We start from the raw sequence: 14,389 nt of genomic DNA on the forward strand, positions 1-14,389 counted from the left end.
CGGCCGGTGCGGCGGGCGCCGACGACGTGGACCTGTTCGCCGGTGGTGCGCAGTCCGCCGCCGACTCGGGTCTGCAGAGCTGGCAGACCGACCGCTCGCGCGCCCCGATCGCCACGAAGATCGTGGTCGCCGGTGGCTTCGGCGTCGGCAAGACCACCTTCGTCGGCTCGGTCTCGGAGATCACCCCGCTGCAGACCGAGGCGGTGATGACGCAGGCCAGCGCGGAGACGGACGATCTGACCGCCACGCCGGAGAAGAAGACCACCACGGTCGCGATGGACTTCGGCCGCATCACGCTCGACCAGGACCTGGTGCTCTACCTGTTCGGCACGCCCGGACAGCAGCGCTTCTGGTTCATGTGGGACGACCTGGTGCGCGGGGCGATCGGCGCGATCGTGATGGCGGACACCCGCCGGCTGGAGGACTGCTTCCCGGCGCTCGACTACTTCGAGAGCTGCCAGCTGCCCTACGTCGTCGCCGTCAACCACTTCGAGGGGACGTCGATGTACGCGGTGGAGGACGTGCGGGACGCGCTGACCGTGCCGCCCCACGTACCCATCGTGATCATGGACGCGCGGAACCGGCCCACCGTCGTCCAGTCGCTGCTGGCACTGGTCGGCCACGCGCTGGCCGAAACGCCCGAATAGGCTGCCGCCCGCACCGATCCCCCCTCCCCGAAGCAGCAGCAAACGCAGAGAAGAGCACCACCATGCGGAAGATACTCGTCGTGGGAGCCGGTCAGTCCGGCCTCCAGCTTGCCCTTGGCCTCCAGTCCAAGGGGTACGAGGTCACCCTGATGTCCAACCGCACCTCCGACGAGATCCGCTCCGGCAGGGTCATGTCGACGCAGTGCATGTTCCACACCGCCCTCCAGCACGAGCGTGACCTCCAGATCAACTTCTGGGAGAACCAGGCGCCGCGCATCGAGGGCCTGGGCGTCTCGGTCGCGGCCCCCGGCAGCTTCGAGTCCCCCGAGGGCTCCCAGCGCGCCATCGACTGGGTGGGCAAGCTCGACGGCTACGCCCAGTCCGTCGACCAGCGGGTCAAGATGGCCGGCTGGATGGAGACCTTCGCGCAGCGTGGCGGCCAGCTCGTCATTCACGGCGCCGCAGTCTCCGACCTGGACTTCTTCGCCAGCCGCTACGACCTGACGCTGGTCTCGGCGGGCAAGGGCGAACTGGTCTCGATGTTCGGCCGCGACGCGTCCCGCTCGCCGTACGACACCCCGCAGCGCGCCCTGGCCGTCGCGTACGTCCACGGCATGGGCCCGCGTCCGGAGCACCCCGAGTTCGACGCGGTGCGCTGCAACCTGGTGCCCGGCGTCGGCGAGCTGTTCGTCATGCCGACGTTCACCAACTCCGGCCGCGCCGACATCCTCTTCTGGGAGGGCATACCGGGCGGTCCGCTCGACGCGTTCCAGGGCGTCAAGGACCCCAACGAACACCTGGCGCTCACCCTCGAACTGCTGGAGAAGTTCCTGCCCTGGGAGTACGCGCGTTCCACGAAGGTCGAACTGACCGACGCGCAGGGCACGCTGGCCGGGCGGTACGCCCCGACTGTGCGCAACCCCATCGGGCGGCTGCCCTCCGGCGGTCTGGTCCTCGGTGTCGCGGACGTCGTCGTCGCCAACGACCCGATCACCGGCCAGGGCTCCAACTCCGCCTCCAAGTGCGCCGCCGCCTACCTCTCCTCCATCGTCGAGCGCGGTGACCAGCCGTTCGACGCGGAGTGGATGCAGGCCACCTTCGAGCGTTACTGGCAGACCGCGCAGCACGTCACCAAGTGGACCAACGCGATGCTGGCGCCGCCGCCCGAGCACGTGCTGAACCTGATCGGCGCCGCCGGCCAGATCCAGCCGGTCGCGGACCGCTTCGCCAACGGCTTCAACAACCCGGCCGACTTCGAGAACTTCTTCTTCGAGCAAGAGAAGGCCGACGCGTACCTGGGGTCGTTCGGCGGCCCGGCGGCCTGACCTCCGGACCGTCCGCCGCTTCCGTCCGCCGTCCCCGGCTCAGTGCCCGGGGGCGGCGGACGTGGCGTATCCGGTGTCCGCCGCGCCGGGCGCCGGGCCGTCCGCGGTGATCTGACGGGGCGCGGTGTAGCCGGTGACCGGCCGGGCGGCGGGGTCCGGGCGGACGGCGCCGAGCGGCGGGTCCGAGGCGAGCGGGGAGAGGCGGACGGCGGTGCCCGGGCGCGGTGCCTGGACGACCTTCCCTGCGCCGACGTACAGCGCCACATGGGTCGCGCCGGGGAAGTAGACGACGAGGTCGCCGGGGCGCAGCCGGTTCAGCGGGACGTGCGGCAGCCGCTTCCACTGCTCCTGGCTGGTGCGCGGAATGGTCCGCCCGGCGTGCGACCACGCCTGCGAGGTGAGGCCGGAGCAGTCGAACGCGTCGGGTCCGGTGGCCCCCCAGGCGTACGGTTTGCCGACCTGGCGCAGGCCGTAGGCGATGGCCCGGTCGCCCGCGGACGAGGGGGCGCCCGCCGCGCCGAGCGCGCCGCGGGATTCCAGCGCTCGCTGCGCGGTGGCGGCGCCGTCGCTCTCCAGCCTGTCGAGCGCGGTGAGCTGGTCCTCGGAGAGCTGGGCCAGCAACCGCTCGACGTCCTTGAGGCGGTACTGCACGGTGGCCTGCTGCCGGGCGCGCTGTGCGGTGAGGGCGCGCTGCCGGTCGAGGGCGGCGTCCGCCTGCCGGGCGAGGGCGTCGGCCCGCCGCGCGCCGCGGGCCATCCGGCCGATGGTGGCGGCGGCCTCGGTGGCGGCGGTGTGCAGCAGATGGCTGCGGTCCATCGCCTGCTCCGGGTCGTCGGCGAGCAGCACCCGGACGTACGAGGCGAGGGTGGCGGGGCCGCCGCCCTGGTACTGCTGGCGGGCCAGCCGCCCGGCGTCGGCGCGGGCCCCGGCGAGCCGGGCGCGGGCCTGTTGCAGCCGCTCGTCGAGGCTCGTCGCGCGCGTCTGCGTCGCCTTGAGGGCCTCCTGGGTGGCGTTGTACGCCTCGGTGGACTCCTCGGCGGAGCGGTAGAGGGCCTGGAGGCGGCGGAGGAGGGCGGCGGGGCTGTGGGGGGCCGGGGCCGGGGCCGGGCCGCCGGGGGTGGCGGCCGTCGCGGCCGTCGTCTCCGGGGCCGGGGCGGGGGCGGCGGTGGCGGGGGCCGCGGGGCCGGTCAGCGCGGTGGCGCCGAGGAGCAGCGCGGCACCGGCCGACCGCAGGGAGCGCGACGACCGCGGTGCGGGACCGGACATCTGACCACCTCCGACGCCGACGGCCAGGGCGCCGGGGTGCCCGGTGCTCCGGCCGTCCGGCCGTATCCGTGACGTGCGAACGGTGGGGATGCTGCCACGGTGGGTGGTGATTTCTGAACGAAGCCGGAGGAAGCGGGCGGTCGGCTCACCCGATCGGCGCCGGGCGGCCGGACCATTGAGTGCCAATGGTCCGGACCAGAGGGGTGGAGGGGGTGTGGGGGCGGGGAGTCGGCGGAGGCGGGCGCCCGGGTGCGGGCGCGCGGGCGGCGTGGGGAGGTGCGCGGGGGAGGCGCATCGGGCGGTTGCGGGCCGGCGGCGCGCGTCCGGGCGGGGCGCCCGGGGCTCGTGTCCGTGCGCCCGCCCAGCGGCTCAACCCGACGTGCTCCAGGGCCACTTGAGCTGACCGCGCCCCGCATCCCCTTCGGGGTCGTACGCGTAGCGCCAGCCGCGGGGCAGGCCGAGGCGGCCGGGCGGGCCCGGGACGCGGCGGTAGACGTGCACCGTCGGCGGGGTGCCGTCGTCGTGCGGGACCGGCACGGTGTAGACCTTCGGCGGGCGGCCGGTGGCGCCGACGAGGACCGGCAGCACCCGGCCGTCCAGCGGGCCACCGGTGAACGGGGTGTTCTCGCTTCTCACGGGGCAAGTGTCACACCGGGGGGAGCGGGCCGGGGGCGCGTCAGGAGTACGGGCCGGTGCCACGGCGGGCGCCGGGCGGCTCACGCCGGGCCCGGGACGCGGCGCCCTTCACAGCAGATGACCGGCGTCGCCGATGACCGGCAGGGCGCGGCGGGCCAGGTCGCCCACCCGGCCCTCGCGGGTCTCCAGTGCCAGCGCCCGCCGCACCACCCGGGCCGTCTGCGGGTCGCGCGCCGCCGTCGAGGCCAGCAGCGCCATGAAGTGGTCGACCAGCCAGTCCCGCAGTTCGCCCAGGTCCGGGTGTTTCTCCTCGTCCAGCCAGATCAGCGAGGCGGCCTCCACCGCCGTGATCCACATCCGGACGGTCATCCGCAGCCGCCGCCCCGGCTCCGGTGCGCCGAGGTGGTGCAGGATGTGGTCGGCCGCGGCGCGCCGGACCTCGTCCACGATCGCCGACGTCCGGGACGTCCCGACCACGCTGCCGCCCTGGAGCAGCGCGCTGAACCCCGCGTCGTGCTCGTCGACGAAGGCGAGATAGCGGTCGAGGGCGTGCGAGAGGCGCTGGGTGAGCGGGCCGGTCTCCGGTTCGTCGAAGCAGCCTTCGAGGGCGTCGGCGGCGCTGCGCAGGGCCGCCTCGTACAGCTGCTGTTTGCCGCCGGGGAAGTAGCGGTAGACCAGCGGCCGGGAGACCCCGGCGGCGGTCGCGACGTCGTCGAGCGTCACGTCCTCGGGTGCGCGGTGGGCGAACAGTCCCAGTGCGGCGGCGAGGAGTTGGCTGCGGCGCTGCTCCACGCCCATCCTGCGATAGGCGGGTCGGGGTACTGCCGGGGCGGTGCCGCTGCCGTTCATACCGGCAGCGTAACCGCCCCGCGTTCGCCGCCGCACAGACGGCCGGGCCGCCGCCCGCCGGTCCGTACGGATCAGGCCAGCAGCCCGGAGCTGCGCCACAACTTCCGGCCCACGCCGCGCAGCACGCCGATCTCGTCGAGGAAGTCGGTCAGCCGCTTGGCGCCGGACTGCATCACCTCGCGGCGGTGCCCGCTCGCCCGGACCTGCGCGACGGCCTCCCGCCGGTCCAGGCCGACGTTGCTGTAGACCGCCGGGTTGACGAACGCGACGGAGAAGACCCGCGCCGCCTCGCCCGCGCTGACCCGGGTCAGCTCCCGCTCCCAGCGCGGCGCCGTCACCATCTGCCGCCGCAACTCCTCCCGCGCGTAGCGCACATGGCGCGCCTCCTCGACGACATGGATGCGGGTCACGCCGCGTACAGGGGCGTGTCGTAGAGCGACACCAGCTCCGGCGGCCAGTGCCACTTGCCGTCTTCGAACGGTGCGTCCCAGTCGAGTGCGGTGTCGGGGTCGAAGGAGTGCGTGGCCGAGGAGTCGAGCAGGCGCTCGGCCACCTGCTCGCGGTCCTTGAGCAGCCCGAGGGCGTCCCGCAGGACCTCGGTGTCCGGGAGGGTCGTCGCGGTCGTCGCGCGCGTCATGGCTGTGGCTACCTCGCTCATGGGTTACCGGCGGTCACGTCTTATAAGACGACGCGTCAGTAAGCCCGTCAATCCCCCGCACACGACTTCTTGACCCGCCGGTAAGCAACGTGTGAGCCTGCCAGTGACCCCGCCGCCGTACCGCAGCGCACGACGCGTTCCCCGGCCGGCGGGCGGAGCGTGACGACAGGCCCCAGCAGCCCGGTGAGCCGAGGAGACGCCCGTGTCGAGCCGCGAGACCTACACCCGAGAACCCGCCGACGGCCTCCTGTGGGAGGTCCCCGCCGCCGGAGCCGCCCGCTTCAGCTGGGAGTACGACGAGGGGCGCGCCCGGCTCCTCGCCCTCTACCAGAAGGGCAAGGACAAGCAGTGGGACGCCACCACCCGCATCGACTGGGACCTGGAGGTCGACCCGCTCGACCCGCTCGGCACCCCCGACGAGTCGACGGTCCTGTACGGCACGCCGTACTGGGACCGGATGTCCGAACGGGACCGCGGCGCGCTGCGCCAGCACTTCACCGCCTGGCAGTTCAGCCAGTTCCTCCACGGTGAGCAGGGCGCGATGGTGTGCGCCGCCCGGATCACCGAATCCGTGCCCGACCTCGACGCGAAGTTCTACTCCGCCACCCAGGCCATGGACGAGGCGCGGCACGCCGAGATCTACAGCCGCTTCCTGCACGAGAAGATCCAGCTGCTCTACCCCGTCAACGACAGCCTGCGCGCCCTCCTCGGCGACACCCTCCGCGACGCCCGCTGGGACATGCCCTACCTCGGCATGCAGGTGCTCATCGAGGGGCTGGCGCTGGCGGCGTTCGGCATGATCCGCGACACCACCACCAAGCCGCTGCCGCACCAGATCCTCGCCTACGTCATGCAGGACGAGGCCCGGCACGTCGCCTTCGGCCGGATGGCGCTGCGCGACTACTACCGGCAGCTCACCGACGCCGAACTGCGCGAACGCGAGGAGTTCGTCATCGAGGGCTGCTATCTGATGCGGGATCGGCTGCGCGGTCTGGAGGTCCTGGAGAACTTCGGCATTCCGCGCGCCGACGCCCTCGAACTCACCGAACAGTCGGAGTTCCTGCACCTCTTCCGCAAGCTGCTCTTCAGCCGCATCGTGCCGTGCGTCAAGGACATCGGCCTGTGGAGCCCGCGCCTGCGCCGTGCCTACGCCGACCTGGGCGTCCTCGACCTGGGCGACGCGGAGCTGGACACGCTGATGGACCGGGACGAGGAGCTGGCCGAGCAGTTGGACGCCCGCCGCTTCGCCGCCGAGGAGGCGGCCCGCACCGCCGAGATCGCGGCGACGGTCGCGGAGGGGGCCGCGGAGGGGGCCGCGGAGGACGGCGGTGAGGGGCGGGGGTGAGGCGGGGCGGGGCCGGGCCCCGGTGCCCCGCCTGCCCCGCCGTTTCAGGGCGCGCCGCCGCCCCGGGCGCCCCGGCCCGAGGCCGGGCTCAGCCCCCGTCCGCCGCCGCCCGCAAGGCATCGACATCGAGCTTCTGCATCCCCAGCATCGCCTGCAACGCGCGCTGGGCGCGCGCCGGATCGGGGTCGGACATCAGCTCGCCGAGCGCGTCCGGGACCACCTGCCAGGACAGGCCGTAACGGTCCTTGAGCCAGCCGCACGGACCGGTGCGGCCGCCCTTGCCCAGGGTGTCCCAGTAGTAGTCGACCTCCGCCTGGTCCGCGCAGTTGATCAGCAGCGAGATCGCCTCGTCGAAGGTGAACTCCGGGCCGCCGTTGATCGCCGTGTACGGCTGCCCGTCCAGCTCGAAATCGACGGTCAGCACCGTCCCGGCCGGGCGCGGACCGGCCTCGCCGTAGTACGAGACCTGGGTGATACGGGAATGGGGGAACACCGAGACGTAGAACTCGGCGGCGTCCTTGCCCTGGGTGTCGAACCAGAGGTTCGGGGTGATCTTCGGCATGGCGGGCTCCTGGTGTCGGCGGGCGGGACGCGCGTCCCGCCCCCCTGACAACGACCGTGCCACCCCGGGTCGGCGCCCGCCATTGGGGTACCGGCCACCCGCCCGCGACCGGGCCGGTCAGCACCTCGTAGGCGGGACCGCTACCCGGCCAGCCCCAACTCGGCCAGCCCCAACAGCGCGCGCATCCGGGCGTACTTCGCCGTCAGCCGCTCCCGGGTCGGACCGTCCAGGGCCGCGAGCCGCGCCGGGTCCGCGTTGTGGGCCAGGTCGGCCGTCTTGACCAGCAGCGCGCCCGGCGTCGCCAGGATCCGGGCGGCGTACGCCTCGGGCTCCTCGCCGTCCCGTTTGGTGACGGCGAGGACCATCGCCTTGGTCGCCTCGGTCAGCGCCGCCCGCGCCAGCCGGTCCGCGGAGAGCGCCCCGTCCTCGACGGCGTCGTGCAGCCACGCCGCGGCGATCTGCTCCGGGCCGCCGCCCCGCTCCCGTACCCCGTCGGCGACCGCCGCCAGATGCTCCGCGTACGGGCGGCCCGCCTTGTCCGTCTGCCCGTCGTGCGCCCGTCGCGCCAGCGCCTCGACCTCCGCCGCGGTGAGCATGGGCACCGCCGCACCGGGCACCGCCGCACCGGCCACCGCCGTACCGCCGTCAGGTTCCGTCATGCGGTCATTGTGCCGGGGTGCTCGGGCCGGGAAGGGGCCGGGCCGCATGGGGCGACGGGCCCGGGCCGCACGGGGGACCGGGGCCTGCCGCCTGGTGCGACGGGCCCGGGCCGCACGCCGTGGGACGGCCCCGGCCGTCCGGGGGAGCGCCCGGCCCCGTGCCCGCCGCCCCCTCACCGCAGCGCAGCGCGCATCACCGCGCCCGCGATCGGGGCGGCGCTGCCGCCGCCGCTGATCTCGGTGCGGTCGGCCGCCGCGTCCTCGACGACCACCGCGACCGCCACCGCCGGTTCGGCGGTGTCCTCGCGGCGTGCCCAGGAGATGAACCACGCGTAGGGGGTGCCCTCGTTGTGCACGCCGTGCTGGGCGGTGCCGGTCTTGCCGCCGACGACCGCGCCGTGGATTGCGGCGCGGTGCCCGCTGCCGTGCTCGACGACGTCCACCATCAGTTCCTGGAGCCGCCGGGCGGTCGCCGGACCCATCGCCCGGACCGGCGCCGGGCGCTCCGGCGCGGCGAGCGCCGTCCCGGACGCGTCGGTCACCTCGTCCACCAGATAGGGCGCCGCCCGCTCCCCGTCGTCGGCCACCGCCGCCGCGACCGTCGCCATCTGGAGCGGCGTCGCCGTCGTGTCGTACTGCCCGATCGACGACAGCGCCAGCTGCGCCCGGTCCATCGACGTGTCGAAGGTGCTCGGCGCGACGGGGGAGGGGATGCGCGGCCCCCGCCCGTCGAAGCCGAAGGCCCGCGCCGTGCGCACCATCGTGTCCAGCCCCGCGCCGACCCCCAGCCGCGCGAAAACCGTGTTGCACGAGATCCGGAACGCCTCCCGCAGCGACGCGTCCTCGCAGTCGTCCGACTCGTTGACCAGCACGGTGTCCGTACCGGGCAGGGTGTACGGATCGGGGGAGTCGGTGGGCTCGTCCGGGTCGTCGACCAGCCCGCTCTCCAGCGCCGCCGCGGCGGTGACCACCTTGAACGCCGACCCGGGCGGATACGTCTGCCGGATCGCCCGGTTGAGCATCGGCTGCCGCGCCGACCCGGTCAGCCGCCGCCACGCCGCCGTCACCTTCCGGCCGTTCCCCGACAGCTGGGCCGGGTCGTACGAGGGTGTGGAGACCAGCGCCAGGATGCGGCCGGTGCGCGGTTCGACGGCGGCGACCGCGCCCGTCCGGCGGCCCAGGCCCGTGAACGCCGCGCGCTGCACCGCCGGATCGATGGTGGTCGCCACCGACCCGCCCCGCCGCCGGGCCCGCGTCAGCCCGTCCCACCAGGGGAACGCCGTCAGCCGCGGATCGGTCCCGGACAGCACCCCGTCCTCGGCCCGCTCCAGCAGCGAGGTGCCGTACGTCTGCGAGGAGAACCCGGTGACCGGCGCGTACAGCGGCCCGTCGGTGTACGTCCGCTCGTGCCGCAGCCGCCCGCCGCTGTCGTGCGTACCGGTCACCGGCCGCCCGGCGACCAGCACCGCGCCGCGCGGCTCCGCGTACCGCAGGATCTGCGCCCGGCGGTTGGCCGGATCGGCGGCCAGCTCCGGCGCGCGGAAGACCTGGACCCACGCCGCGTTGCCCAGCAGCGCGACGAAGAGCAGCAGACAGAAGGCGGCGGCGTGCCGGCTGCAGCGGATCACCGGCCCGCCTCCGGAGCGCGCCCGGCCACCGCCACCGCCGCGGTCCCGGCCGTGTCCCGCAGCCCGTCCGGGGCGTCCGGCGCGTCCCCGGGAGGCCGTCGGGCCCGGTCGCTGAGGCGGATCAGCAGGGCCACGATCAGCCAGTTCGTCACCAGCGACGAGCCGCCCTGCGCCAGGAACGGCAGCGCCATCCCGGTCAGCGGGATCAGCCCCATCACCCCGCCCGCGATGACGAAGACCTGCATCGCCGGGAGCGAGGCGAGGCCCACCGCCAGCAGCCCGCCGAACGGGTCGCGCAGCCCGAGCCCGGCCCGGAAGCCCCGCGCCACCAGGATCGCGTAGAGCAGGAACAGCACGGTCAGCCCGGCGAGCCCCAGCTCCTCCCCGAACGTCGCCAGCAGGAAGTCGGACTTCATGGCGAAGCCGATGAGATACGAGTCGCCGCGGCCCAGCCCGGTGCCCAGCAGACCGCCCGCCCCGAACGCGTACAGCGACTGCGCCAGTTGCCCGGGGCCCACGCCCGCCGCGACGCCGGCGAACGGATGCAGCCAGTCCTCCACCCGGCTGTGCACATGCGGCTCCAGCACCGCGACGGCGGTCGCTCCCGCGCCCGCCAGCAGCAGCCCGACCGCGAGCCAGCCCAGCCGCCCGCTCGCCACGTACAGCAGCACCACGAAGATGCAGAAGTAGAGGAGCGAGGTGCCGAGGTCGCGTTCGAGGACCAGGATCGCGACGGTCAGCAGCCAGACCGCGGCGACGGGGCGGAGCATCCGCAGCGTCGTGCGCCGCGCCGCGCCGGGGCCGTCCGCCGGGGGCGCCGCGTGGTGGGCCGCGAGCCGCGCCGCGAAGAACACCGTGAGCAGCACCTTCGCGAACTCGCCCGGCTGGATCGAGAACCCCGCCAGCCGGATCCAGATCTTCGCGCCGTTGACCGCCGGGAACGCCAGCGGCGCGAGCATCAGCACCAGCGCCAGCGCCGCGCACACCGGCCCGTACCGCACCAGCCTCCGGTGGTCGCGCACCAGCAGGACCGCCGTCGTGAACAGCGCGATCCCGGCCGCCGACCAGACCAGCTGGGCCGGTGCCGCGTGGTGGCCCGGCGTCGCCAGGTCCAGCCGGAAGATGAGGACAAGACCGAGCCCGTTGAGGAGGACGGCGACCGGCAGCAGCAGCGGATCGGCGTACCGGCAGCGGGGACGCGTACGCCTCGGCGCGCGGAACCGGAGTCCGTACTCCGGGCAACTCCGTACCGGAAACCGGCGTCCTGGTAAAGGAAGTTCAGGGTGTTGTCTCGGCCGGTACGGGAGTGGTGGATGAAGGTCGGGTGGGGGGTCGGGGGAATTCCAGGGGTGTCCCCGACGCATATCAGGGCCGTTGGGCCCTCGGCGCCGCCAGGAGCGCTTTGTAAACTCGACGCGAAAGACAAGGGCCGAGCGCGTCACGCCGGCCGCGGGCGACCGGCGATGCCGGTCGACGTCACGGACCCGCGCCGTGACCGCCGCAAGCGAGGGGCAGGGGGTGCCGGAAAGACATCCCCTACGGCGTACGGCACCACCGCGGACGCCGGGCGGACGCCCCGCGCTTCCTCGGTCCCTCCGGGCCGCCGAGTGCGGATGACCGTCCCCCTCGACGAAAGGCAGTATTAGCGTCATGACGACACTCCGTTCCCGGATCATCGCCTGGGCCGGCCGCCTGTATCTCGCCAGAACGCGGAAGAAGGGCTTCGATCTCTCGCGGATGTCCTTCCTGCCCGAATCCGTGCTGATGCCGCTGCGGCGCGACGGACTCGACCCGGTGCCCGATCTGGGAGCCGTCCGGGAGAAGGAGCCCATCACCAGGCTTCCGGTGCCGATAGCCGCGAACGTCTGGCTGGTCACCGGCTACGACGAGGTCAAGGCGGTGCTCGGCAAGGCCAACGCCTTCAGCTCGGACTTCACCCACCTCGTCGGCAAGGCGGGCGCGGAGGCCGAGCAGAACCCGGGCGGTCTGGGCTTCGCCGACCCGCCCGTCCACACCCGGCTGCGGCGGCTGCTCACCCCGGAATTCACCATGCGCCGCCTGGGCCGCCTCACCCCGCGTATCCACGAGATCATCGAGGAGCGGCTGGACGCGATGGAGCAGGCCGGCAAGGACGGCGAACCGGTCGATATCGTCCAGGCTTTCGCGCTGCCCATACCCTCTCTGGTGATTTGCGAACTCCTCGGTGTGCCCTATGAGGACCGCGCGGATTTCGAGCGGCTGAGCGCCGCGCGCTTTGACCTCTTCAGCGGCGCCAACGCATCCTTCGGCGCCATATCGGAATCCCTGACGTATTTCCGTGAGGTCGTCAAGAAGCAGCGCAAGGACCCGGGCGACGGCCTCCTCGGCATGATCGTCAAGGAGCACGGCGACACCGTCAGCGACGAGGAGCTGGCCGGTCTCGCCGACGGCGTCCTCACCGGCGGCTTCGAGACCACCGCGAGCATGCTGGCGCTCGGCGCCCTCGTCCTCCTCCAGGACCCGGACCACTTCGCGGCGCTCAAGGACGGCGACGAAGCCGTCGAGCGGTACGTCGAGGAGTTGCTGCGCTACCTCACCGTCGTCCAGGTCGCCTTCCCGCGCTTCGCCCGCGAGGACCTGGAGATCGGCGGTGTGCGGATCGCCGCCGGCGACGTCGTGCTGTGCTCCCTGAGCGGCGCCGACCGCGACGGCGCCCTCGGCCCCGGCATGGAGCGCTTCGACCCGGACCGCAACGTCCCCTCCCACCTCGCCTTCGGCTACGGCATACACCGCTGCGTCGGCGCCGAGCTGGCCCGGATGGAGCTGCGCGCCGCCTACCCGGCCCTCGTCCGCCGCTTCCCCACGATGCGCCTCGCCGTCGAACCGGAGAACCTGAGCTTCCGCAAGCTCTCCATCGTGTACGGGATCGACTCGCTGCCGGTGCAACTGGGCGGCTGAGCCCCACCTTGGCGCGCCCCACCCCGGCGCGCCCGTCCGGCATCGGTACGGACGGGCACGCCGGGGTGTTGCGTATCCGGAGCCGTATCCGGAGCCGGAGCTGTACCCGGAGCCGGAGCCGGAGCCGTAGCTGTACCCGGAGCCGTATCCGGGGCCGTATCCGGGGCCGTATCCGTATCCGTATCCGTATCCGTATCCGTGCCCGGAGCCCCGGACCGCCCCACCCCGTCCGCCGACTCGCCTTCCTCGCAGGCCGCTTGACGGCCCACCGTTGCCCGACCCCTCCCCGCGCCATACATTGAGCCGCGCCCATCCGGCTCCACCCGTCGCACGGTCGGCGGGACTTGGGAGGATCGATCCATGCGCATACGCGCCTCCGTCCGTACGTCCGGCCGCGCCCCAGGGCGTGACCGCGGCACCCCGCCCGGCCGTCGGCGCCCCGCGCCCCTGCGCGCCGCCGCGGCCGTCGGGGCGGCCTTCGCCGCCGCCCTCGCGCTGACCGCCGCCGCGCCTGCCGGAGCCGCCCCGGCCCCGGCGGCGGCCCCGGCCGCCCGGTCGGCGCAGCCCGTCGAGTACTTCACCGGGCCCGGCGGCCACCCCCGCCACACCACCGTGCCCGCCTCCGCCCCGCTCGCCCCGGCCGCGCTCACCGCCGTCGCTGCCGACGGCGACGTCACCCCGCTCGTCCAGAACGGCCCGGTCGCCGACAAGCTCGACGTCGTCTTCATCGGCGACGGCTACACCGCCGACCAGCAGGAGGACTTCCACAAGGCCGCCCGTGCCAAGTGGGAGAAGATGACGGCCGTCGAGCCGTACGCCTCGTACACCAAGCTCTTCAACGTCTGGGCCGTCGACGCCGTCTCCCACGACTCCGGTGTCTCCGGCGACCCGACCCAGGACGTCGTCCGCAACACCGCTCTCAGCTCCGCCTTCTTCTGCAGCGGCACCGAGCGGCTGCTCTGCGTCGACACCGCGAAGGTCGAGGCGTACGCCGCCAAGGCACCCGCCGCCGATCTCGTCGTCGTCCTCGGCCACTCGTCCAAGTACGGCGGCGCCGGGTACAACGACGTCTCCTCGCAGGTCGGTTACGACGGCATCGCCACCGCCTCGTCCGACAACGACCAGTCCGACCAGATCGCCGTCCACGAGACCGGCCACTCCCTGGGCAAGCTCGCCGACGAGTACGACTACGGGCAGGAGGGCACCTACACCGGCCCCGAGCCCACCGAGTCCAATATCTCCACCCTCGGCGCGGACGCGATGAAGTCCCAGCAGAAGAAGTGGTACCGCTGGCTGGGCCAGGAGTCCCCGGACGGCGGCACGGTCGGCGCGTACGAGGGCGGCGGCTACTACGAGAAGGGGCTCAACCGCCCCACCGACAACTCGATCATGCGGACCCTGGGGCAGGAGTTCAATCTCCCCGGCCGCGAGGCGATGATCGCCGGGTTCCACCGCCACGCCAAGACGCTGACCGCCGAGGTGCCCACCGGGCGTCCGCTCGCCCGGAGCGGCTCGCTCCGTGTCACCCCGCTGCCGGGCGCCGTCCCGCACTGGTACGTCGACGGCCGCGAGGCCCGCGCGGCGCGCGGCGCGACCACGGTGCGCCCCGCCGCCCTCGGCGTCCCCGCCGACGGCCGCCCGCACACCGTCACCGCCCGCGCCACCGACGCCACGGACGCGGTCCGCGACCCGTCCCTGCGCTCCCTTCTCACCACCGAACTGAGCTGGCGCGTCACGGGCTGAGCGGCTGAGCCGTACGACCGGCGGGGGGGGGGGGCCCCCCGGGGTAAATCCCCGGGCCCGCCCCCCCCCCCCGGGGTTTTTGCCCCCCCACCCCCGGGGGTTATAGGTGGGGGGCCCCCCCCCGGCGGCCGCGC

General features: G+C 73.8%; 12 protein-coding genes and 1 pseudogene. 5 read left to right on the top strand and 8 right to left on the bottom strand.

Features of this window, described 5'->3' with window-relative positions:
- Positions 1 to 26 precede the first annotated feature (26 nt).
- Complete coding sequence (locus tag ACFWWQ_RS14215) at positions 27 to 647, top strand: ATP/GTP-binding protein (RefSeq protein WP_384595523.1); 621 nt, start codon at positions 27 to 29, stop codon at positions 645 to 647.
- 62 nt (positions 648 to 709) lie between these two features.
- Complete coding sequence (locus tag ACFWWQ_RS14220) at positions 710 to 1,972, top strand: styrene monooxygenase/indole monooxygenase family protein (protein ID WP_384595290.1); 1,263 nt, start codon at positions 710 to 712, stop codon at positions 1,970 to 1,972.
- A 39-nt stretch (positions 1,973 to 2,011) separates the two neighbouring features.
- Here ACFWWQ_RS14220 and ACFWWQ_RS14225 read toward each other — a convergent pair whose 3' ends face one another.
- The 4 genes and pseudogenes from ACFWWQ_RS14225 to ACFWWQ_RS14240 form a co-directional block, all read right to left on the bottom strand.
- Complete coding sequence (locus ACFWWQ_RS14225) at positions 2,012 to 3,238, bottom strand: NlpC/P60 family protein (protein WP_384595293.1); 1,227 nt, start codon at positions 3,236 to 3,238, stop codon at positions 2,012 to 2,014.
- Positions 3,239 to 3,607: 369 nt separating this feature from the next.
- Positions 3,608 to 3,874 (bottom strand): hypothetical protein, encoded by a 267-nt coding sequence (locus ACFWWQ_RS14230; RefSeq protein WP_384595296.1) that lies wholly within the window; start codon positions 3,872 to 3,874, stop codon positions 3,608 to 3,610.
- 108 nt (positions 3,875 to 3,982) lie between these two features.
- Positions 3,983 to 4,723 (bottom strand): TetR/AcrR family transcriptional regulator, encoded by a 741-nt coding sequence (locus ACFWWQ_RS14235; protein ID WP_384595299.1) that lies wholly within the window; start codon positions 4,721 to 4,723, stop codon positions 3,983 to 3,985.
- 71 nt (positions 4,724 to 4,794) lie between these two features.
- A pseudogene (locus ACFWWQ_RS14240) lies at positions 4,795 to 5,360 on the bottom strand (diiron oxygenase).
- Between the two features lie 223 nt (positions 5,361 to 5,583).
- Here ACFWWQ_RS14240 and ACFWWQ_RS14245 point away from each other — a divergent pair.
- On the top strand, positions 5,584 to 6,726 hold the full coding sequence (locus ACFWWQ_RS14245) for a ferritin-like domain-containing protein (protein WP_384595302.1): 1,143 nt from the start codon (positions 5,584 to 5,586) through the stop codon (positions 6,724 to 6,726).
- An 88-nt stretch (positions 6,727 to 6,814) separates the two neighbouring features.
- Here ACFWWQ_RS14245 and ACFWWQ_RS14250 read toward each other — a convergent pair whose 3' ends face one another.
- From ACFWWQ_RS14250 to ACFWWQ_RS14265, 4 genes are all read right to left on the bottom strand, one after another.
- Positions 6,815 to 7,288 carry a VOC family protein gene (locus tag ACFWWQ_RS14250; RefSeq protein WP_384595305.1) on the bottom strand — a complete coding sequence of 158 codons (474 nt, stop codon included), beginning with the start codon at positions 7,286 to 7,288 and terminating at the stop codon, positions 6,815 to 6,817.
- A gap of 140 nt (positions 7,289 to 7,428) precedes the next feature.
- Positions 7,429 to 7,884, bottom strand: coding sequence for an HD domain-containing protein (locus ACFWWQ_RS14255; RefSeq protein WP_384595526.1), 456 nt, complete (start codon positions 7,882 to 7,884; stop codon positions 7,429 to 7,431).
- 236 nt (positions 7,885 to 8,120) lie between these two features.
- A complete protein-coding gene (locus ACFWWQ_RS14260) occupies positions 8,121 to 9,575 on the bottom strand; it encodes a penicillin-binding transpeptidase domain-containing protein (RefSeq protein ID WP_384595308.1) in 1,455 nt (484 codons plus the stop codon).
- Positions 9,572 to 10,939, bottom strand: coding sequence for an FtsW/RodA/SpoVE family cell cycle protein (locus ACFWWQ_RS14265; RefSeq protein WP_384595311.1), 1,368 nt, complete (start codon positions 10,937 to 10,939; stop codon positions 9,572 to 9,574). The genes ACFWWQ_RS14260 and ACFWWQ_RS14265 overlap by 4 nt, the downstream gene beginning before the upstream one ends.
- Positions 10,940 to 11,225: 286 nt before the next feature.
- On the opposite strand from ACFWWQ_RS14265, the gene ACFWWQ_RS14270 reads away from it, so the two are divergent.
- Positions 11,226 to 12,512: a cytochrome P450 gene (locus ACFWWQ_RS14270; protein WP_384595314.1), complete on the top strand. Its 1,287-nt coding sequence runs from the start codon at positions 11,226 to 11,228 to the stop codon at positions 12,510 to 12,512.
- A 360-nt stretch (positions 12,513 to 12,872) separates the two neighbouring features.
- Positions 12,873 to 14,255 carry a M64 family metallopeptidase gene (locus ACFWWQ_RS14275; RefSeq protein WP_384595317.1) on the top strand — a complete coding sequence of 461 codons (1,383 nt, stop codon included), beginning with the start codon at positions 12,873 to 12,875 and terminating at the stop codon, positions 14,253 to 14,255.
- Positions 14,256 to 14,389 lie beyond the last annotated feature (134 nt).

It is taken from the genome of Streptomyces sp. NPDC059080 (assembly GCF_042739975.1).
Classification (GTDB): Bacteria; Actinomycetota; Actinomycetes; order Streptomycetales; family Streptomycetaceae; genus Streptomyces; species Streptomyces benahoarensis.

Bases quoted from the DNA above. Each gene is read 5' to 3' on its own strand.
- ACFWWQ_RS14220 (WP_384595290.1), top strand. From the start codon at position 710: ATGCGGAAGATACTCGTCGTGGGAGCCGGTCAGTCCGGCCTCCAGCTT.
- ACFWWQ_RS14235 (WP_384595299.1), bottom strand. From the start codon at position 4,723: ATGAACGGCAGCGGCACCGCCCCGGCAGTACCCCGACCCGCCTATCGC.
- ACFWWQ_RS14265 (WP_384595311.1), bottom strand. From the start codon at position 10,939: ATGCGTCGGGGACACCCCTGGAATTCCCCCGACCCCCCACCCGACCTT.
- ACFWWQ_RS14250 (WP_384595305.1), bottom strand. From the start codon at position 7,288: ATGCCGAAGATCACCCCGAACCTCTGGTTCGACACCCAGGGCAAGGAC.
- ACFWWQ_RS14225 (WP_384595293.1), bottom strand. From the start codon at position 3,238: ATGTCCGGTCCCGCACCGCGGTCGTCGCGCTCCCTGCGGTCGGCCGGT.
- ACFWWQ_RS14275 (WP_384595317.1), top strand. From the start codon at position 12,873: ATGCGCATACGCGCCTCCGTCCGTACGTCCGGCCGCGCCCCAGGGCGT.
- ACFWWQ_RS14270 (WP_384595314.1), top strand. From the start codon at position 11,226: ATGACGACACTCCGTTCCCGGATCATCGCCTGGGCCGGCCGCCTGTAT.
- ACFWWQ_RS14255 (WP_384595526.1), bottom strand. From the start codon at position 7,884: ATGCTCACCGCGGCGGAGGTCGAGGCGCTGGCGCGACGGGCGCACGAC.